At 71.3% G+C, this 20,562-nt stretch carries 15 protein-coding genes; 4 read left to right on the forward strand and 11 right to left on the reverse strand.

Translation table 11 applies throughout. From position 1 onward, the window contains the following. Positions 1-46: 46 nt before the first annotated feature. Positions 47-1,972: a TIGR03960 family B12-binding radical SAM protein gene (locus tag ACIO5D_RS33365; protein ID WP_363607545.1), complete on the reverse strand. Its 1,926-nt coding sequence runs from the start codon at positions 1,970-1,972 to the stop codon at positions 47-49. A 419-nt stretch (positions 1,973-2,391) separates the two neighbouring features. Between ACIO5D_RS33365 and ACIO5D_RS33370 the strand changes: the two genes are divergently transcribed. After that, the gene (locus ACIO5D_RS33370; RefSeq protein ID WP_400799714.1) at positions 2,392-3,702 is read left to right on the forward strand and encodes a M14 family zinc carboxypeptidase; all 1,311 of its coding nucleotides are present in this window, start codon (positions 2,392-2,394) and stop codon (positions 3,700-3,702) included. A 122-nt stretch (positions 3,703-3,824) separates the two neighbouring features. On the opposite strand, the gene rodA is transcribed toward ACIO5D_RS33370, so the two are convergent. The 8 genes from rodA to ACIO5D_RS33410 form a co-directional block, all read right to left on the reverse strand. Next, the gene (rodA, locus tag ACIO5D_RS33375; RefSeq protein WP_363607547.1) at positions 3,825-5,024 is read right to left on the reverse strand and encodes a rod shape-determining protein RodA; all 1,200 of its coding nucleotides are present in this window, start codon (positions 5,022-5,024) and stop codon (positions 3,825-3,827) included. Next, on the reverse strand, positions 5,021-7,276 hold the full coding sequence (mrdA, locus tag ACIO5D_RS33380) for a penicillin-binding protein 2 (RefSeq protein WP_400799717.1): 2,256 nt from the start codon (positions 7,274-7,276) through the stop codon (positions 5,021-5,023). Before mrdA ends, rodA begins: the two co-directional genes overlap by 4 nt. A gap of 49 nt (positions 7,277-7,325) precedes the next feature. Next, the gene (gene mreD / locus ACIO5D_RS33385) at positions 7,326-7,967 is read right to left on the reverse strand and encodes a rod shape-determining protein MreD (RefSeq protein ID WP_363607549.1); all 642 of its coding nucleotides are present in this window, start codon (positions 7,965-7,967) and stop codon (positions 7,326-7,328) included. A gap of 3 nt (positions 7,968-7,970) precedes the next feature. After that, the gene (gene mreC, locus ACIO5D_RS33390; protein ID WP_363607550.1) at positions 7,971-8,912 is read right to left on the reverse strand and encodes a rod shape-determining protein MreC; all 942 of its coding nucleotides are present in this window, start codon (positions 8,910-8,912) and stop codon (positions 7,971-7,973) included. A gap of 98 nt (positions 8,913-9,010) precedes the next feature. Further along, positions 9,011-10,036: a rod shape-determining protein gene (locus ACIO5D_RS33395; RefSeq protein ID WP_030256393.1), complete on the reverse strand. Its 1,026-nt coding sequence runs from the start codon at positions 10,034-10,036 to the stop codon at positions 9,011-9,013. A 293-nt stretch (positions 10,037-10,329) separates the two neighbouring features. Then, on the reverse strand, positions 10,330-10,743 hold the full coding sequence (gene ndk, locus ACIO5D_RS33400; protein WP_400651945.1) for a nucleoside-diphosphate kinase: 414 nt from the start codon (positions 10,741-10,743) through the stop codon (positions 10,330-10,332). Positions 10,744-10,846: 103 nt separating this feature from the next. Then, on the reverse strand, positions 10,847-11,191 hold the full coding sequence (locus tag ACIO5D_RS33405; protein WP_400651943.1) for a DUF4233 domain-containing protein: 345 nt from the start codon (positions 11,189-11,191) through the stop codon (positions 10,847-10,849). A gap of 1 nt (position 11,192) precedes the next feature. Then, complete coding sequence (locus ACIO5D_RS33410; RefSeq protein ID WP_400799719.1) at positions 11,193-12,584, reverse strand: bifunctional folylpolyglutamate synthase/dihydrofolate synthase; 1,392 nt, start codon at positions 12,582-12,584, stop codon at positions 11,193-11,195. Between the two features lie 174 nt (positions 12,585-12,758). Here ACIO5D_RS33410 and ACIO5D_RS33415 point away from each other — a divergent pair, with 174 nt between their 5' ends. The 3 genes from ACIO5D_RS33415 to ACIO5D_RS33425 all read left to right on the forward strand — a co-directional run bounded on the left by ACIO5D_RS33415 (position 12,759) and on the right by ACIO5D_RS33425 (position 17,046). Beyond that, positions 12,759-14,192 carry a glycosyltransferase gene (locus ACIO5D_RS33415; RefSeq protein WP_400651940.1) on the forward strand — a complete coding sequence of 478 codons (1,434 nt, stop codon included), beginning with the start codon at positions 12,759-12,761 and terminating at the stop codon, positions 14,190-14,192. A gap of 25 nt (positions 14,193-14,217) precedes the next feature. Further along, the gene (gene wecB / locus ACIO5D_RS33420) at positions 14,218-15,354 is read left to right on the forward strand and encodes a non-hydrolyzing UDP-N-acetylglucosamine 2-epimerase (RefSeq protein ID WP_400799722.1); all 1,137 of its coding nucleotides are present in this window, start codon (positions 14,218-14,220) and stop codon (positions 15,352-15,354) included. 168 nt (positions 15,355-15,522) lie between these two features. Continuing rightward, positions 15,523-17,046: a glycosyl hydrolase family 18 protein gene (locus ACIO5D_RS33425; protein WP_363607556.1), complete on the forward strand. Its 1,524-nt coding sequence runs from the start codon at positions 15,523-15,525 to the stop codon at positions 17,044-17,046. 32 nt (positions 17,047-17,078) lie between these two features. Here the strand turns inward: ACIO5D_RS33425 and ACIO5D_RS33430 are convergent, their stop codons facing one another. Beyond that, on the reverse strand, positions 17,079-17,606 hold the full coding sequence (locus ACIO5D_RS33430; RefSeq protein ID WP_400651934.1) for a hypothetical protein: 528 nt from the start codon (positions 17,604-17,606) through the stop codon (positions 17,079-17,081). Between the two features lie 260 nt (positions 17,607-17,866). Continuing rightward, positions 17,867-20,506, reverse strand: coding sequence for a valine--tRNA ligase (locus ACIO5D_RS33435; RefSeq protein ID WP_363607558.1), 2,640 nt, complete (start codon positions 20,504-20,506; stop codon positions 17,867-17,869). Positions 20,507-20,562: the final 56 nt, after the last annotated feature.

The raw sequence follows: 20,562 nt of genomic DNA on the forward strand, positions 1-20,562 counted from the left end.
ATCCCCGGCCGGAGGTGTCCGGCCGGGGATCGAGGAAAGTCAGGCTCTACTTGACCACGGTCAGCGGCAGCAGCTTCTTGCCGGTGGGGCCGATCTGGATCTCCGTCTGCATCTGCGGGCAGACGCCGCAGTCGAAGCACGGGGTCCAGCGGCAGTCGTCGACCTCGACCTCTTCGAGGGCGTCCTGCCAGTCCTCCCAGAGCCAGTCCTTGTCGAGGCCGCTGTCCAGGTGGTCCCAGGGCAGCACCTCCTCGTAGGTGCGCTCGCGGGTGGTGTACCAGTCCACGTCGACACCGGTACCGGCCAGGCCCTTCTCGGCGGAGGCCATCCAGCGGTCGTACGAGAAGTGCTCACGCCACCCGTCGAAGCGGCCGCCGTCGTCGTAGACGGCCCGGATCACGGCGCCGATGCGGCGGTCGCCGCGGGAGAGCAGGCCCTCGACGATGCCGGGCTTGCCGTCGTGGTAGCGGTAGCCGATGTTCTTGCCGTACTTGCGGTCGCCGCGGATGGAGTCGCGCAGCTTGGCCAGGCGGGCGTCGGTGGCCTCGGCGGACAGCTGCGGGGCCCACTGGAACGGGGTGTGCGGCTTGGGCACGAACCCGCCGATGGAGACGGTGCAGCGGATGTCGTTCTGCCCGGTGACCTCGCGGCCCTTCTGGATGACGTTCTTCGCCATCTCGCCGATCTGGAGCACGTCCTCGTCGGTCTCGGTGGGCAGGCCGCACATGAAGTACAGCTTCACCTGACGCCAGCCGTTGCCGTACGCGGTGGCGACGGTGCGGATCAGGTCCTCCTCCGACACCATCTTGTTGATCACCTTGCGGATGCGCTCACTGCCGCCCTCCGGGGCGAAGGTGAGACCCGAGCGGCGGCCGTTGCGGGTCAGCTCGTTGGCGAGGTCGATGTTGAAGGCGTCCACCCGGGTGGACGGCAGCGAGAGGCCGATCTTGTCCTCCGTGTAGCGGTCCGCCAGGCCCTTGGCCAGGTCACCGATCTCGGTGTGGTCGGCGCTGGACAGCGACAGCAGACCGACCTCCTCGAAGCCGGTGGCCTTCAGCCCGCGCTCGACCATCTCCCCGATGCCGGTGATGCTTCGCTCCCGCACGGGGCGCGTGATCATGCCGGCCTGGCAGAAACGGCAGCCGCGGGTGCAGCCGCGGAAGATCTCGACGGACATCCGCTCGTGCACGGTCTCGGCGAGCGGGACGAGCGGCTGCTTGGGGTAGGGCCACTCGTCGAGGTCCATCACGGTGTGCTTGGAGACCCGCCACGGCACGCCCGGGGCGTTCGGCACCACGCGGCCGATCCGGCCGTCGGCCAGGTACTCCACGTCGTAGAACCTGGGCACGTACACCCCGCCGGTGCGCGCCAGGCGCAGCAGCAGCTCGTCGCGCCCGCCCGGGCGGCCCTCGGCCTTCCAGCCGCGGATGATCCCGGTGATGTCGAGGACGGCCTGCTCGCCGTCGCCGACCACCGCGCAGTCGATGAAGTCCGCGATCGGCTCGGGGTTGAACGCGGCGTGGCCGCCGGCCAGCACGATCGGGTCCTCGTCGGTGCGGTCCGCGGCGTTCAGCGGGATGCCCGCGAGGTCGAGCGCGGCCAGCATGTTGGTGTAGCCGAGCTCGGTGGAGAAGGAGAGCCCGAACACGTCGAAGGCCCGCACCGGCCGGTGGGCGTCCACCGTGAACTGCGGGACGTCGTGCTCGCGCATCAGCGCCTCCAGGTCCGGCCAGACGCTGTACGTCCGCTCGGCCAGCACGCCCTCGCGCTCGTTGAGCACCTCGTAGAGGATCATGACGCCCTGGTTGGGCAGGCCCACCTCGTAGGCGTCGGGGTACATCAGCGCCCAACGGACGTCGCAGGCGTCCCAGTCCTTGACGGTCGAGTTGAGCTCGCCGCCGACGTACTGGATCGGCTTCTGGACGTGCGGGAGGAGGGCCTCCAGGCGTGGGAAGACCGATTCGACAGTCATGTACTAGGAACCCTTACGACGTTGAAAGGTGTCGCGCGCATCTGATCCCGGTCGGGTGGTGGGCGACTGTTTTGGGAGGGGTGACCCTCAAGGGTAGCCGAATCCCGGAGCCTTCCGACGTCCGCGTCCGGCCACCCGGGAGCGGTCCGGGCACGGCCGGGGAGTGGTCCGGCGGGGCCGCACTCCCGGCGCCCCGGCCCCGCCCCGGGGCCCGACCACCGCCCGATGTCCCCGGGCCATCGGCTGTTGACATGCCCGGAAGCCGCGTGCGGTACTGGCAAGGCTCCAATCCGGAAGCTCTGCGTCCCGTCCCGACAAGGGAGTTGCGGCGACCGGCCGCGCCACCGCCACGCCGGACGGTCACCGGCCGCGCACAGCGGTGACGCGCCACCCGCCGGGCGCCCGACGCAAGGAGAGCCATGACCGACACCGGCTGGCGGGTACGCCACACCGGCCACCCGCACGGGCCCGTGGACCGGTACCCCGGGGTGGCGGAGGTGGACGCGGCGGCCCACCGGCTGGCCCGGCGGCACCCCGACCGCTGCCGGCTGCGCGAGGCCGGCCGGTCCCGGGCCGGGCGGCCGCTGACGCTGCTCTCCGTGGACGACGGCCCACGGGCCGTCCTGGTGGTCGGCGGCCCGCACCCCAACGAGCCGGTGGGCGTCGCCAGCGCACTGCGGCTGGCCGGGCAACTGCTGGACCGGCCGGCCAAACCGGGCGTCTCCTGGCACATCCTGCTCTGCCTGGACCCGGACGGCGCCGCCCTCAACTCCGGCTGGCTGGACGGGCCGCTCACCATGCGCCGCCACTACGAGCACTTCTTCCGGCCCGCGTTCGAGGAACAGCCCGAGCTGCTGCCGCCCGCCGACGCCGACCGGGCGCCGATGCCGGAGAGCCTGGCCCTGACCGGCCTGCTCGACGAACTCCGCCCGTTCCTCCAATGCTCCCTGCACGGTGTGGACTTCGGCGGCGCGTTCGTCCAGCTGACCCGGCCCGTCCCCGGCCTGTCCGAACGGTTCACCCGCTCGGTGGCGCACGGCGGCATCCCGCTGGACGTCGACGCCTACGACGCCGTCGGCTGGGCCAGCCCCGCCCCCGGGACGTATCTGATGCCCGCGCCCGGCGGCGCCGGCCTCTCCCGGGCACTGCCCGACGAACCCGAGCTCTCCACCTGGTCGTACGCCGGTCGGCACGGCGGGGTGACGGCCGTACTGGAGGTGCCGATGTGGGCCGTCGACGCGGTCGGCGACGCCCGCCCGCACCCGGCCGCCCGCCGGGCCGTGGGCGCCGCCGCCCGGACGCTGCGGGAGCGCGCCGAGGAGCTGACCGCACTGCTCGCCCACGTCCCGCCGCACGCCCGGGCCGCCTACGGTCCACTGGTGCGCACCACCGAGTTCAACCTGGAGGTCTGCCCGCCGCTGGCCGACGAGTGGCTGGCGCGGTGGTGCGAGCAGCCCCTCTCGGTCTCCCGGGTGGCCACCGCCGGGATCGTCGCGGCCCGCATCCCGGTGCGGGTGGCGTCGATGCTGCTGCGGCTGCTGGCGGACACAGGCGGCCCGGCCGCGGACGCGGCCCGCGAACGCGCACACGGGATCGTCGCCGAGAGCCTGGACCAGCTGCGCCACCGCTTCGGTGCCCGCTGGGTCCCGGTGGAGACCCAGACCGCCCACCAGACCCGCGCCGTCCTGGCCGCCGCCGACTGCCTGCACCCCTGCCCGGCCACCCCCTAACGACCAGACTCAGCAGGCGAGTTGACGGTCGCCCCGGACGAGACAGCGGCACCGCGCACGGAAAACCGGCGGGGCCGGCCCGGAGATCCCGGACCGGCCCCGCCGGCACATCCCGCAACCGCTCAGGCCGCTATCGGCCGCTGGCTCTGCACCGCCTGCAACAGCCCGATCGCCACCCAGACCGCGAACATCGACGACCCGCCGTAGGAGACGAACGGCAGCGGGATGCCCGCCACCGGCATGATGCCCAGGCACATCCCTATGTTCTCGAACGCCTGGAAGGAGAACCAGGCCACCACCCCGGCCGCCACGATGGTGCCGTACAGGTCGGTGGCGTGCCGCGCGATCCGGCAGGCCCGCCAGAGCACCACGCCGAGCAGCAGGATGATCGCCAGCGCCCCGAGGAAGCCCAGTTCCTCACCGGCCACCGTGAAGACGAAGTCGGTCTGCTGCTCCGGCACGAACTGGCCGGTGGTCTGCGTCCCGTGGAACAGGCCCTTGCCGGTCAGCCCGCCCGAACCGATCGCGATGCGGGCCTGCGCGGTGTTGTAGCCGACCCCGGACGGGTCCAGCGCCGGGTTGGCGAAGGCGGCGAAGCGGTCGATCTGGTACTTGCTCAGCACCCCGAGCTTCCAGATCGCCACACAGCCGCCCGCGCCCGCCAGCAGCAGCCCGAACACCCAGCGGTTGGCGGCCCCGGAGCCCAGCAGGATGCCCAGCACGATGGCGGCCATCACCATCACCGAGCCGGCGTCCGGCATCAGCATCACGACCGCCATCGGCACGGTCGCCCAGACCAGCCCGCGGAACACCGCCCGGTGCGAGGGGAACTCCCGCTCCCCCGCGTCCACCTGGTCCGACAGCACCACCGCCATCGCCAGCACGATCGACAGCTTGGCGAACTCGGCGGGCTGGATCGAGAAGCCGCCGCCGAACTGGATCCAGGAGTGCGCGCCGTTGATGGTCGACCCCAGCGGGCTGAGCGTCGCCAGCAGCATCAGGATCACGCCGACGTACAGGAACGGCACCAAGGTCCGGAAGCGCCGGCTCCCTATCCCTATCACCACCGCGCACAGCGCCAGCCCGACCAGCAGGTTGGTCAGGTGCCGGTACAGGAAGTACTGCGGGTCGCCGTGGGTGAGCGAGTCCCGCCCCCGGGTGGCCGACCAGATCAGCAGCGAACTGCCCGCCGAGAGGGTCAGCGCGGCCAGCAGCAGTATCCAGTCCAGCCGCCAGATCGGCGAGTCCTTGGCGAGGGCCTTCGACACCCCGCTGCGCTGCGGGGCGAGCCGCAGCTGACGGTACGAACCGTAGAAGGTCACGCCCGGCTCCTTCCTGTGCCCCGGGTGGGTTCGAGCGCGGCGTCCGCCGCGGTGAAGACGGTCAGCGGGCCGGTCGGCTGCGCCGGGTCCAGGAAGACCCGCGGCGAGCCGCCGGTGACACCCGGGTCGCCGTCCGCCGTGAACGCGGCCGGCTTGATGATCGCGGTGCCGTCCGGGTTGAACTTCGGCAGCTCGGCCTGCGGCTTGGGCAGCAGCGCCTTGCCGTTGTCGATGTTGCCCTTGTCGTCCACGCCGTACAGCGACTGGTAGATCCGGCGGATCGCGTCACCGGAACCGCCGGAGCCGGTGCCACCCTGGCTTATCGTCATCACGACCGCGTAGTCGTCGCTGTACGTGGTCAGCCAGGAGGTGGTCTGCTTGCCCTCGACCTCGGCGGTGCCGGTCTTGGCGTGCAGCTCGATCTTGCCCTGCGGCCAGCCCGCGCCGGTGAACTTCCAGGCGGCGGTGCCGTTGTTGACCACGCCCGCGGTGGCCTGGTCGATGTAGCTCAGCAGCTTCTGGTCGCCGGGCAGCTTGCCGTCCTCGTGCGGGGCGATCTCACGGACGAGGTCCCCGCTCGGGCTCATCACCGCCTTGGCGACGGTGGGCCGGTAGAAGGTGCCGCCGTTGGCCAGCGCCGCGTAGATCCGGGCCATCTGGATCGGGGTGACGAGGGTGTCGCCCTGGCCGATCGCGAAGTTGACCGAGTCACCGGCACGCATCTGGTAGCCGTCGACGCAGTTCTCCCGGGCGATCTGGTCGGAGAAGCTGTTGCCGCCCTTCTCCGCCTGCTTGCACCAGGCGTCCTTGTTGTTGTCGTAGAAGGACTGCTTCCACTGCCGGTCGGGCACCCGGCCGGTGACCTCACTGGGCAGGTCGATGCCGGTCTTCGCGCCGAGGCCGAACTCGTGGGCGGTCTTGTAGAACCAGTCCGCCGGGTCCTTCTTCGGCTTGATGCCGCCGTCCTTCGTCCACTGGTCGTACGCCAGACCGTAGAAGACGGTGTCGCAGGAGACCTCGAGGGCCTTCTCCAGGGAGATCGAGCCGAAGCTCTCGCTCTCGAAGTTCTTGAACTCACGGCCGCCGATGGCCATGCTCTTCGGGCACGGGTACGTCCCGTCCAGTGGGTAACCGGCCTGCACGGCGGCGGTGGTGGAGATCACCTTGAAGGTCGAACCGGGGGCCGACTGACCCTGTATGGCCCGGTTCAGCAGCGGGAAGTTGGAATCCTTGCTGGTCAGCGACTGGTAGTCCTTGCCGCTGATGCCGCCGACCCAGAGGTTGGGGTCGTACGTCGGGGCGCTGGCCATCGCCACGATCCGCCCGGTGTGCACGTCCATCACGACGGCGGCGCCGGAGTCGGCCTCGTAGTTGCGGTTGGTCACCTTGTCGAAGGTCTTCCGGGCGTCGGCCATCGCCTGCACCAGGTTGTCCTCGACGACCTTCTGCACCCGGGCGTCGATGCTGGTGACCAGGTTGTTGCCGGTCTGCGGTGCCTCCGTGCCGGCGGTGCCGATCACCCGGCCGAGGTTGTCCACCTCCAGCTTGGTGATCCCGGCGGTGCCGCGCAGGTCGCGGTCGTACACCGACTCCAGCCCGGCCCGGCCGATCTGGTCGGCCGGCAGGTAGCGGTCCAGACCGGTCTTGTCGGCGGTCTTGCCGACCTCGTCGTCCGTCACCGGCGAGAGGTAGCCGAGTACCTGGGCCATGTTGGCGCCCTCGACGCCGGTGTAGTGGCGCAGGGCGGTGGGCTGCGCGGTGACCCCGGGGAAGTCCTCGCGGCGCTCCATTATCTGCATCGCCTGCTGGGTGGTCGCGTCCTTGGTGACCGGGATCGGCTGGTAGGGCGAACCGTTCCAGCAGGGCTGCGGCGTCTTGGCGTCACAGAGCCGGACCTTCTCCTGGACGTCCTTCGCCGGCATGCCGAGCACCTCGGCCAGCCGGCTGAGCACCGCCTTGCCGCTGTCCTTCTGCTGCATCAGCGACGTCCGGCTGACCGAGACCACCAGCCGGGTCTCGTTGCCGGCCAGGACGCGGCCCGAGGCGTCCAGGATCTCGCCGCGCACGGCCGGCTCGACCACCTCGCGGATGTGGTTGCCGGTCGCCTTGGCGGTGTAGACGCTGGCGTTGCGGATCTGCAGGTACCAGAGCCGTCCGCCGAGGGTGGCGAGCAGCGACAGCACCAGGATCTGCAGCACCACCAGACGGATCGTCACCCGCCGGGTACGGCCGGTCTCGGGGATGTTGCTCACGTCTCGTGCGCTCCAGGGTGCGGGGTTCCGGGGGTCATGGTCGGACGGGCTACGGGCGCTTGGCGAAGCCGAGCGAGCGCCGCTTCCGGTACGACGGGCCCTTCGAGGTCTCACGGGTGGTGCGGTAGCGGGCCAGCGAGCCCATCCCCGGACCGCCCTCGTCGTCACCGCTGGCGGCGGCCACCGGGTCGCGCCCGAAGCGGCGCCCGATCAGCATCACCACCGGTACCACGAACGGCGCCAGCAGCAGGTCGTACAGCAGGGCGCTGAAGACCAGTCCGCCCAGGCCGACATGGCGGGCGGCGGTGTCGCCGACCAGGGCGCCGACCATCGCGTACAGCAGGGTGGAGGCGACCGCCGCGGCGGCCACCACCAGCAGCGCGCCGGAGACCGAGCGCTGGCGGCCGTGGTCCTGGCGGAGCAGTCCAGCGGCGTAGCCCATCAGGCAGAGCACCAGCGCGTAGCGGCCGATCGCGTGGTCGGACGGCGGCGCGAGGTCGGCCAGCAGCCCGGCGGCGAACCCGACCAGGCAACCGCCGGTGGGCCCGTACACCATGGCCAGGCCGACCACCACGAGCAGCAGTATGTCCGGTGTGGCGCCGGGGAGTTGGAGCCGACCGAAGACGCTGACCTGGAGGATCAGGCCGAGCAGGATCAGGACGGCGGAGACGGGGATGCGGGCGAGGCGCATGGCTCAGTTCCCCCCAGTGGTCTTGGCGGGCGGGACGGCGGCGCCGGGGGCCGCGGGGGCCGGGGCCTGCCCCTGGGCGGCGGCCGGCACGGGCGGCAGGACGGCGTCGCGAGGGTCGGTGCGCGGCGCCACGACCACCACGCCGACCAGGTCGAGCCGGGTGAACTGGACGAAGGGCTCGACCAGGATGGTCTTGGTCAGCTGGCCCGGGTTCGCCTCGACCTCGACCACCTTGCCGACCGGGACGCCGGGCACGAACGGGCGGCCGCTCTGCGAGCCGAAGGAGACCAGCCGGTCCCCCTCCTTGACCTGGGCCTTGCCGTTGAGCAGGGAGACCTTCATCGGGCCGGTTCCCTGCCCCGAGGCGAACCCGATCTCGCCGGTGCCCTCCAGCCGGGTACCGGCGCTGAAGCCGGGATCGGAGGCCAGCAGCACGGTGGACGTGGTCGGCGCCACGGTGGTGATCCGGCCGACCAGCCCCTGACCGTTGATCACCGTCATGTCCCGGCTGAGCCCGTCGTCGCTGCCGGCGTCGATGGTGATGGTCCAGGAGAAGCCCTGGGCCGGACCGATCGCGATCACCTGGGCGGCCTTGACCGTGTAGCCGCCGGAGCCCGCGGTGCGCAGCAGGTCGTCGAGCTGCTTGGTGCGGCCTGCCGCCATGTCGGAGGAGGCGAGCTTCTGGCGCAGCTCGGTGTTCTCGCGCGCGAGCTGGTCGGCGCGGCCGCTGTGGGTGGCGGTGTCGCGGAACGCGCGGACGGTGTCGGCCACCGGGTCGACCACGGTGGCGGCGGCGCGCTCGACGGGGCCGAGGACGGCGGCGGCGGTGCGCCGGGCGCCGCCGAGCGGAGAGCTCTCACCGCCCTTGATGTCGACGGTGATCAGCGCGAAGGCGACGGCCACCAGCAGGATGAGCAGCAGCCGGCTCTCTCGTGTATCCCTCACGGTGCTGGTACTGCCCCTTCGTACCTTGGCTCCCCACCCCTGGCTGTGGGGCCCGGGCGGGGGCCGTTCAGTTGACTGACAGGTTTTTCTCGGTACTGCTAACGACGCGGCTGGGCGTCCAGCACCTGCTGAAGCGCCTCGAACTCCTCGACGCACTTGCCGGAGCCGAGGGCCACCGAGTCCAGCGGGTTCTCCGCGATGTGGATCGGCATGCCGGTCTCGCGGCGCAGCCGCTCGTCGAGACCGCGCAGCAGGGCGCCGCCGCCGGTGAGCACGATGCCCCGGTCCATGACGTCGCCGGCCAGCTCGGGCGGGCACTGGTCGAGGGTGGTCTTGACCGCGTCGATGATGGAGTTGACCGGCTCGTCGATGGCCTCACGGACCTCGGCGGCCGAGATGACGACGGTCTTGGGCAGGCCGCTGACCAGGTCGCGGCCGCGGATCTCGGCGTGCTCGTCCTTCTCGCCCTCCAGCCCGAAGGCGGAGCCGATGCTCATCTTGATCTGCTCGGCGCTGCGCTCGCCCAGGAGCAGCGAGTACTCCTTCTTGATGTGCTGGACGATGGCGTTGTCCAGCTCGTCGCCGGCGACCCGGATGGACTGCGCGGTGACGATGCCGCCGAGTGAGATCACGGCGACCTCGGTGGTGCCGCCGCCGATGTCGACCACCATGTTGCCGGTGGCCTCGTGGACGGGCAGCCCGGCGCCGATCGCGGCGGCCATCGGCTCCTCGATGATGTGCACCTGGCGCGCGCCGGCCTGCGAGGAGGCCTCGATCACGGCGCGGCGCTCGACCCCGGTGATACCGGAGGGCACGCAGACCACGACCCGCGGGCGGGCCAGGTAGCGGCGGCGGTGGATCTTGAGGATGAAGTAGCGGAGCATCCGCTCGGTGATCTCGAAGTCGGCGATCACGCCGTCCTTCAGCGGGCGGATGGCGACGATGTTGCCCGGCGTCCGGCCGATCATCTTCTTCGCCTCGGCCCCGACCGCCAGGATCCCACCGGTGTTGGTGTTGACCGCGACGACGGACGGCTCGTTGAGGACGATCCCCTTGCCCCTGACGTACACCAGCGTGTTGGCAGTTCCGAGGTCGATCGCCAAGTCGCGGCCGATGAACGACAGGTTGTTGGCCATGGGGTGTAGGTGCCTTCCCGGGCTCGGAGTCATTGCGGGGGGGTGGACGAAAGCGCGTGCCCAGGGCGGAGACCGGCTCGGCAGCCGTACCAAGCCCTTGAGTCGCGTCCATCGTAGTCACGCCTGCCCGTACGGACGTCGACGTGGGGCGTACCGTCCATTGTCCGGAGCGTGATCGCTTCTCCGGGCATTGGGACGCCGTGTCGGCACCCCTAGTTCCCTATTTCACGATAAGAATGCCCCGGCCGGGCCAATGGTCCCGACCGGGGCAGTCCAAGGTCCTAGGCGTGCGCCGGGAAGAAGATCTTGATCTCGCGCTCGGCGGAGGCCTCGGAATCCGAGGCGTGGATCAGGTTCTCCCGGGTGATGGTCGCGTAGTCGCCGCGGATGGTGCCGGCACCGGCCTCCAGCGGGTTGGTCGCACCGGCCAGCATGCGGATGCCACGGACGACCTCCTCGCCCTCGACGATCAGCGCGAGCGACGGGCCGGAGGTCATGAACTCCAGCAGCGGCTCGTAGAACGGGCGGCCGATGTGCTCCGCGTAGTGCTGCTCCAGCGTCGCCCGGTCGAAGGTGCGCAGTTCGACCGCGGTGAGCCGCCAGCCGGCCTTGCGCTCGATGCGGCTGATGATCTCGCCGGCCAGGCCGCGCTTGACGGCGTCGGGCTTGAGCAGGACGAGAGTGCGCTGGGACACGGTGCGTCTCCTGGGTAATCGGTTCGGCGTGCGATATACGCGACTACCCCAGAGATTACCTTGCGTGAGCAGCCCGGAAGCCCGTCCGGGCTGCCCCCGTGGCCTAGGCCTGGGCGGCCTCGGCCGCCGTACGGGCGGCCTTGAACTCGTCGATCTTGCGGCCGTAGTGCACCGAGCACCACCAGAGGCCGGCGAAGACCACGCCGAGGCCGAACATCGTCGGCAGGACGAACCCGCTGGCGACCAGGCCGACCTGCAGCGCCCAGCCGATCGCCACCGCGCCGGGGCGGTTGATCATGCCGCAGAGCAGGATGCACAGCGCCATGGCGACACCGGTGACCGTCCACACCGTGGCGGTGGGGACGTCGGAGAGCTGCATCGCCACCAGGGCGGCGAAGAGCACCACCAGCGCCTCGCCGATCAGCGTCGAGGAGCAGAGCGTCCTCATGTCACTTCCTCCCGAGCAGCAGGCGGGCCTCGCCCACCGTGATGACCGAACCGGTGACCAGCACCCCGGCGCCGCCGAGGTCGCCCTCCTCCTCGGCCAGGGTGACGGCGGCGGCGATGGCGTCGTCGAGGCGGGGCTCGACCTGGACGCGGTCCTCGCCGAAGATCTCGACGGCGATCGCGGCCAGGGCGTCCGCGTCCATCGCGCGATGGGTGGAGTTCTGGGTGATCACGACCTCGGCGAGGACCGGCTCGAAGGCCTCCAGCAGGCCCGCCACGTCCTTGTCGCCGCTGGTGCCGATCACGCCGACCAGCCGGGTGAAACCGAAGGACTCGCCGATCGCGGCGACGGTCGCCTCGGCACCGTGCGGGTTGTGCGCGGCGTCCAGCAGAATCGTGGGGCTGCGGCGGACGACCTCCAGGCGGCCCGGGGAGGAGACGCCGGAGAACGCGTGGCGCACCTTGTCCACGTCCAACTGCCCGCCGCGGGCGCCGCCCACGCCGAAGAAGGCCTCGACCGCGCCGAGCGCGAGTGCCGCGTTGTGCGCCTGGTGGGCGCCGTGCAGCGGGATGAAGACATCCTCGTACTCCTCGCCGCCGAGCCCACGCAGCGTCACCAGCTGCCCGCCGATGGCGACCTCACGGCGGATCACGCCGAACTCCATGCCCTCGCGGGCCACCGTGGCGTCCACCTCGACGGCGCGCTTGAGGATGGTCTGGGCGGCGTCCAGCTGCTGCTGGGCGACGACGGCGACCGCGCCGGACTTGATGATCCCGGACTTCTCGACCGCGATCTCGCCGGTGGTCCCGCCCAGCTTGTCGGTGTGGTCCAGGGAGATCGGGGTGATCACCGCGACGGCGGCGTCGATCACGTTGGTGGCGTCCCAGGAGCCACCCATGCCGACCTCGACCACGGCGACGTCCACCGGGGCGTCGGCGAAGGCCGCGTAGGCCATGCCGGTCAGCACCTCGAAGAAGGACATCGCGACCGGCTCGCGCTCGTCGACCATCCGCACGTACGGCTCGATGTCCCGGTAGACCTCGACGAACCGCTCGGGGCTGATCGGGGCGCCGTCCAGGGAGATCCGCTCGGTGACGGACTCCACGTGCGGGCTGGTGTAGCGGCCGGTGCGCAGCTCGAAGGTGTTCAGCAGCTGCTCGATCATCCGGGCGGTGGAGGTCTTGCCGTTGGTGCCGGTGATGTGGATGGAGGGGAAGGACCGCTGGGGCTGGCCCAGGATGTCCATCAGCGCCTCGATCCGGTCGAGCGAGGGCTCCAGCTTGTTCTCCGGCCAGCGCTTGGACAGCTCCAGCTCGACGTCGCGCAGGGCGTCGCCGGAGCCGCCGTCGGCGGGGCGGAGGGTGTACGGGTTCGGGTCGGCCTTGTCGCTCACGACCACAGTCTACGGAGCGACGGCGGCCACCCCTCACGGGGTGAGAACGGCCACTTTGCCCAGACTTTCCGATTTACCCCTTTTACTATCGATTCGGCGAGTCTCAGACGCGATGAAGCATCGATTCGCACCCCAAGGAGACAAATCACCTTTGATCATGAGGAGAGCAGCGCAATGCCCGACGCCGTGCGCGACTACATCCTGGACAACCGGAACGGGATCGTCTGGGTCGCCGAGCTGGCCTCCCTGGCGCTGCTCGCCTACATGGTCTTCGTGTTCGGCCGCTTCCTGCTCTACTGGGCCGGCTCGCGGCACGCGTTCACACACGCCAGGCCCGCCGAGCCCGGCGACCCCTCGGCCTTCCGGTGGCACCTGGTGATCCCCTGCCGCGACGAGGAGGCGGTGGTCACCCAGACCCTCGCCGGTCTGCGGCGCAGCGCCCCCGAAGCCCATCTGTGGGTGATCGACGACGACAGCGAGGACGCCACCCGCGACCTGGTACTGGCCGCCGCCGGGCACGACCCGCGGATCCACCTGGTCCAGCGCCGGCGCCCGCACGCCCGGATCGGCAAGGGCGCCGCGCTGAACGCCGCGTACCGCGAGATCTCCGCCTGGCTGCCCGAGGGCACCGACCGCTCCCGGGTGGTGCTCGGCGTGGTCGACGCCGACGGCGAACTGGACCCGGGCACCCTGGAACAGGTCTGCGCCGACAAGGCGATGGGCCGCCCCGACACCGGCGCCGTGCAGATCGGCGTCCGGATGCGCAACGCCGACGACGAACGGCCGCTGCCCGGCCGCGGCCGGCTCGTCAACGCCCTGGCCCGCGCCCTGGTACGGCTGCAGGACATCGAGTTCCAGGCCAACAACACCGGCATGCAGCTGCTGCGCCGGCGTACCGGCAGCGTCGGCCTCGGCGGCAACGGGCAGTTCGTCCGGCTCACCGCGCTGGACTCGCTGACCGCCGAGGAGGGCCGGCAGAACCGGCCCTGGCCGGAGCGGGCACTACTGGAGGACTACGAGTCCGGCCTCGAACTGCGGCTGGCCGGCTGGCGGTTGACCCACATCACCGAGGCGCAGGTCTCCCAGGAGGGCCTGGTGTCGTTCCGGCGCTTCCTCACCCAGCGCACCCGGTGGGCCCAGGGCAACATGCAGTGCCTGCGCTACACCGGGCGGGTGCTGCGCTCGCCGCACTACCGCTGGGCCGGCAAGGCCGAGGTGATGTACACCTTCCTGCAGCCCGTGGTCTGCGTGCTGCTGGTCGTCCTGACCCCGCTGTCGATCGGGATCACGCTGGCCGGCCTGGCGCTCTTCCCCGAGGAAACCGCCGACTTCCACCTCCGGTTCGGGCCGTTCATGGCCGCCGCCTTCGTGCTCGCGACCCTGCCGATGGTGTTCTGGGGCTTCGCCTACCGCAGGCGCGTCCACCCCGGCCGGCGCCGGCTCACCGGGCTGCTCTGGGGCGCGCTGCTCTGGCTGTACGCCTATCACCTGTTCGTGGTCGCGACCCGGGGCGCCGTCCGGCTGCTGCTCGGCCGCAACGGCTGGGCCAAGACCAGACGCAACGCCGAGAAGGTCGTCCTCGGCGCCCCGACCGCCCTCGAATCCTGAGAACCACCGGAGTCACCCCGTGAGCATGTGCCTTCCCCCCGCCAGCGTCGCCGTCGTCCTCGGCACCCGCCCCGAACTGGTCAAGCTCGCCCCGCTGATCCACGAACTCGGGGACGCCACCCGGCTGGTGCACACCGGCCAGCACTGGGACGAGGCGATGTCCGGCCGCTTCCTGCGCGACCTCGGCCTGCCCCGGCCCGAGCTGCTGACCGGCGTCGGCGGCCGCCCGCGCGCCGGGCAGATCGCCCAGTCGCTCGGCCAGCTGGACGCGGCGTTCGCCGAGAACCGCCCGGCCGCCGTGGTCGTCCAGGGCGACACCAACGCCACCCTGGCCGGGGCGCTCGCCGCCAACGCCCGCGAGATCCCGCTGGTGCACGTCGAGGCCGGGCTGCGCAGCTTCGACCGGGCGATGCCCGAGGAGCACAACCGGGTGATGGTCGACCATGTCTCCGACCTGCTCTGCGCCGCCACCCGGGAGAACGCGGCCAACCTGCGCGCCGAGTCGCTGCCCGAGGAGCGGATCGCCGTCACCGGCAACACCGTCGTCGAGGTGGTCCGGCGGCAGCTGCCCGACGAGGCCGGGCGGGCCCGGCTGCTCGCCGCGCACGGGCTGCGCCCGGACGGCTATGTGCTGGCCACCGTCCACCGGCCGGAGAACACCGACACCGCCGAGGCCCTCGGCGCGGTGCTCGCCGAGCTGGACCGGACCGCCCGGGCCGGCACTCCGGTGCTGTTCCCGATGCACCCGCGCACCCGCGCCGCCGTCGAGCGGTTCGCGCTCGACGGGCTGCTGGAGCGGATCGCCGTCACCGAGCCGGTCGGGTACGCGGAGTTCCTGGGCCTGGCCCGGCACGCCGCGCTGCTGGTCTCGGACTCCGGCGGGGTGCAGGAGGAGTGCACCGTCCTGGGCCGTCCGCTGCTGGTGGTGCGCCGCTCGACCGAGCGGCCGGAGGCCGTGGAGGCCGGCTTCGCCGCCCTGGTACGGCCCGGCGAGGAGTTCGGCGAACTGACCCGGGCCTGGCTCGCGGACGCCCCCGAGCGGCTCGCCCGGCTGGCGGCCACCCCCAGCCCGTACGGGGACGGACTGGCCTCGGCCCGCATCGCCCGGCTGACCACGCGGCTGGCCCGAGCCGCCGAACCGGCCGGGGCGCTCGCGGCCTGAGCCCGCCAAGGTCCTCTTGACAGCCGGATTGGTCTACTCCACCTTGTGAGGCAAGTCTCCTTCCCCGACAGGGACTTGATTTGTCGGTAGCTCCCGCACGCGCACCATCGACACCCGGACGGCCCGCCCCCACGCGAGCCGACGGCCTCCCCCACAGGAGATGGAGTCATGCCACCTGCCCGACACCGGCGCCCACGCGCCGTCCACACCCTGCTCGCCGGAGCCGGCGCGATCGCGCTGGGCCTGAGCGGCCTGGTCCTCACCACCGGCGCCTCCGGTGCACCGAGCGCGGACGTCGACCTGATCGAGAACGGCGGCTTCGAGGCCACCAGCCACCTCGGCGGCTGGACCTGCCCCACCGGCAGCACGGCCCAGACCACCACCGTCCACTCCGGCTCGTACGCGCTGCGCGCCACCCCGGGTGCGGGCGACACCGGCGAGTGCACCCAGACCGTCACGGTGAAGCCGTCGTCGACGTACTCGCTGAGCGCCTGGGTGCAGGGTTCCTACGTCTACCTCGGTGCCCGCGGCACCGGCGCCGCCGCGGACCCGGGCACCTGGACCAACTCGGCGAGCTGGTCCAGGCTCGCCACCACCTTCACCACCGGTGCCACCACCACCAGCGTCACCGTCTACCTGCACGGCTGGTACGGCCAGCCCGCCTATCTGGCCGACGACATCTCGCTGATCGGTCCCGGTGACCCCAAGCCCACGCCGACCGACACCCCGACCCCCACCGACACCCCGACGGACTCGCCCAGCCCGACCCCGACGGACACCCCGACGGACCGGCCCGGTCTGCCCAAACACCTGCTGACCGGTTACTGGCAGAACTTCGACAACGGCGCCACCGTGCAGCGGATCAGCGATGTCCCGGCCGCGTACGACATCATCGCGGTCGCCTTCGCCAACGCCACCGGTACACCCGGCGGGCTGAGCTTCGCCGTGGACGGCAAGCTCTCCTCCCGGCTCGGCGGCTACACCGAGGCCCAGTTCAAGGCCGACATCGCGGCCAAGCGGGCGGCCGGCAAGAAGGTGGTCATCTCGGTCGGCGGCCAGGACGGCACCGTCTCGGTGAACAGCTCCGCCTCGGCCACCACCTTCGCCAACAGCGTCTGGTCGCTGATGCAGACCTACGGCTTCGACGGGGTCGACATCGACCTGGAGAACGGCATCAACGCCACCTACATGGGCCAGGCGCTGCACTCGGTGGCCGCGAAGGCGGGCAAGGGATTCATCCTCACCATGGCGCCGCAGACCATCGACATGCAGTCGACCGGCATGGAGTACTTCAAGCTGGCGCTGAACGTGAAGGACATCCTCACCATCGCCAATATGCAGTACTACAACTCCGGCGCCATGCTCGGCTGCGACGGCGGCGTCTACTCCCAGGGCTCGGAGAACTTCCTGACCGGGCTGGCCTGCATCCAGCTCAAGGGCGGGCTCCGGCCCGACCAGGTCGGCCTCGGCGTCCCGGCCTCCACCAGCGCGGCGGGCGGCGGTTACGTCAGCCCGAGCGTGGTCAACAACGCGCTGGACTGCCTGGCCGCCGGCACCAACTGCGGGAGCTTCAGGCCCGACACCACCTGGCCGGGGATCGGCGGGGCGATGACCTGGTCGACCAACTGGGACGCCGCGGCGGGCGGATCGATCGCGAGCAGCATCGGCGGACATCTGCACGCGATGCCGTAGGCACCGGGCTGGACCGGGGCCCGGGCCGGGGTTCAGACCCCGGCCCGGGCCTCCGGAATCTCGGGGCACGGACCGCAGTGCCGGCGGCGCAGCTCGGCGGTGATCTCGGCCAGCTCGCCCTCGGGCAGCAGCGGCAGCATCATCGCGACGCCCTGGAGCAGGCCGCCGAGCAGGAAGGTGGTGTCGGCGGTGGTGGACACCAGGCCGCGGACCTCGGCCACCTCGCCGGCCGCGACGGCCTCGATCAGCCGGGCCGCGTCGGCGGTCTCCTCGTCCACGGCCACCCCGCCGGTGTCGGCCGGGGCCCGCCGGGCCATCGCGTGCAGGACCCGGTCCCCGACCTCGGGCGCGTACGCCTTGCGCACCGCCTCGGCGGCGATCCAGGCCAGCAGGGTGGTCACCTCGCGTTCCGCGTGCTCCTCGAAGAGCCGGTCCAGCGCGTAGTCGAACGCGAGCTGGTTTCCGTGTCGAAACGCGAGCAGCAGCGTCGCCGCCCTGGCCTTGGCCTCCTCGACCGCCTCAGCAGACAGTTCGTCGGCCAACTCCTCGGTCACCACCACGCCATACCCTCCCGTCGGTCATCGGCTCTGCGGAACTCCTGCACACCGTACACATCCGACCTGTGAACTTCCGCGAACGCGCGCGGGCAAGACCCGAATGAATTCGGACGGAATAGGACCTCACCCGGTCCGGGATGAATATTCGCCGGAAGGGAGCAATGTGATTGGGCTATTAGGACGACGGATTAACGGGTGGCGGGAAATGGCGAGGGGCCGCACCCCGCCGAGGCGGGATGCGGCCCTGGTGAGCCGTCGGCCGGTCAGGCCTGCGGCAGCGCCGCGAGCTGGGCGGTGATCCGGGCGATGTCGGCCTCGGCGGCCTCCTGGCGGGCACGGATCTTGGCGACCACGTCGTCCGGCGCCTTGGCGAGGAACGCCTCGTTGCCGAGCTTGGCCGTGGTCTGGGTCTTCTCCTTCTCGGCGGCCGCGAGGTCCTTGGCGAGACGCTTGCGCTCCGCCGCGACGTCGATGGTGCCGGAGAGGTCCAGCGCCACGGTGGCGCCGGCGACCGGGAGCGAGGCGGTGGCCGTGAAGCCCTCGCCCGGGACGGTCAGCCGCAGCAGCGAACGGATCGCGTCCTCGTGGACGGCGAGCACGGTGCCGGCCAGGCCAAGCTCGGCCGGGACCTTCTGCGCGGGCTGCAGGCCCTGGTCCGAGCGGAACCGGCGGACCTCGGTGACCACCTGCTGGAGCGTGGCGATCTCCGCCTCGGCGGCGGTGTCCCGGTAGCCGCTGTCCTTCGGCCACTCGGCGATCACCAGGGACTCGGCGCCGGTGAGCGTGGTCCACAGGGTGTCGGTGACGAACGGGACGACCGGGTGCAGCAGCCGCAGGGTGAGGTCCAGGACCTCGCCCAGCACCCGACGCGAGGCATCGGCCTGCGCGCCGCCCTTGGCCAGGGTGGTCTTGGAGAGCTCGACGTACCAGTCGAAGACCTCGTCCCAGGCGAAGTGGTAGAGGGCGTCGGAGACCTTGGCGAACTCGTAGTCGTCATAGAGCGCGTCCACCTCGGCGACGGTGGCGTTCAGCCGCGACAGGATCCAGCGGTCGGCCGCGGTCAGCTCCTCCGGCGCGGGCAGCGGGCCCTCGACGGTGGCGCCGTTCATCAGCGCGAAGCGGGTCGCGTTCCAGATCTTGTTGCAGAAGTTGCGCGCGCCCTTGACCCAGTCCTCGCCGATCGGCACGTCGGCGCCCGGGTTGGCACCGCGGGCCAGGGTGAAGCGGACGGCGTCGGCACCGTAGGCGTCCATCCAGTCCAGCGGGTCCACGGCGGTGCCGGAGGACTTGGACATCTTCTTGCCGAACTCGTCACGGACCAGGCCGGTCAGCGCGACGGTCTTGAACGGCGCCTGGCCGTCCATCGCGTACAGGCCGAACATCATCATCCGGGCGACCCAGAAGAAGATGATGTCGTGGCCGGTGACCAGGACGTCGGTGGAGTAGAACTTCTCCAGGTCCGGGGTCTGCTCGGGCCAGCCGAGGGTGGAGAACGGCCAGAGGCCGGAGGAGAACCAGGTGTCCAGGACGTCCGGGTCCTGGTGCCAGCCCTCGCCGCTCGGCGGCTCCTCGTTCGGGCCGACGCAGACGACCTGGCCCTCGGGGCCGTACCAGACCGGGATCCGGTGGCCCCACCAGAGCTGGCGCGAGATGCACCAGTCGTACATGTTGTCGACCCAGTCGAAGTAGCGGCCCTCCAGGCCCTTCGGGTGGATCTCCACCTTGCCGTCGCGCACCGCGTCGCCGGCGGCCTTCGCCAGCGGGGCGACCTTGACCCACCACTGCAGCGACAGCCGCGGCTCGACCACCGTGTGGCAGCGCGAGCAGTGGCCGACGGCGTGCATGTACGGACGCTTCTCGGCGACGATCCGGCCCTGCTCGCGCAGCGCGCCGACCACGGCCGAGCGGGCCTCCAGGCGGTCCAGGCCGAGGAACGGCCCGTGCACGGTGATCAGGCCGCGCTCGTCCATCACGGCCAGCGACGGCAGGTCGTGGCGCTGCCCGATGGCGAAGTCGTTCGGGTCGTGCGCCGGGGTCACCTTGACGGCGCCGGTGCCGAACTCCGGGTCGACGTGCTCGTCGGCGACGACCGGGATCTCCCGGTCGGTCAGCGGCAGCTTGATGGTCCGGCCGATCAGGTGGCGGTACCGCTCGTCCTCGGGGTGGACCGCGACCGCGGTGTCGCCGAGCATCGTCTCGGCCCGGGTGGTGGCGACGACGATCGAGTCCTCGCCCTCCCCGTAGCGGATCGAGACCAGCTCGCCGGGGACCTCCTCGTGCTCCACCTCGATGTCGGAGAGCGCGGTGAGGCAGCGCGGGCACCAGTTGATGATGCGCTCGGCCCGGTAGATCAGGCCGTCGTCGAAGAGCCGCTTGAAGATGGTCTGGACGGCCTGGGAGAGGCCCTCGTCCATGGTGAAGCGCTCGCGCGACCAGTCCACGCCGTCGCCGAGGCGGCGCATCTGGCCGAGGATCCGGCCGCCGTAGTTCGCCTTCCACTCCCAGACCTTCTCGACGAAGGCCTCGCGGCCCAGGTCGTGGCGGGAGAGGCCGGACTCGGCGAGCTGCTGCTCGACCTTGTTCTGGGTGGCGATGCCGGCGTGGTCCATGCCCGGCAGCCAGAGCGTCTCGTAGCCCTGCATCCGCTTGCGGCGGGTCAGCGCGTCCATCAGCGTGTGCTGGAAGGCGTGGCCCAGGTGCAGGGCACCGGTGACGTTCGGCGGCGGGATGACGATGGTGTACGGGGGCTTGTCGCTCTTGGCGTCGGCGGTGAAGTAGCCCCGGTCCACCCAGCGCTCGTACAGCTCGCCCTCTACCTCCGCCGGGGCGTAGGTCGTCGGGAGGGTGGCTGCGTCGTCCCCGGCGTGAGTGCTCGCGGGGCGCTGGTTCGTCGTGTCGGTCACGACGCACAGTTTACGTAACCGGGGGGGCGGGTTACGAACCGCTTTCACCCGGCGGA

It is taken from the genome of Kitasatospora sp. NPDC087315 (genome assembly GCF_044744345.1).
Lineage (GTDB): Bacteria > Actinomycetota > Actinomycetes > Streptomycetales > Streptomycetaceae > Kitasatospora.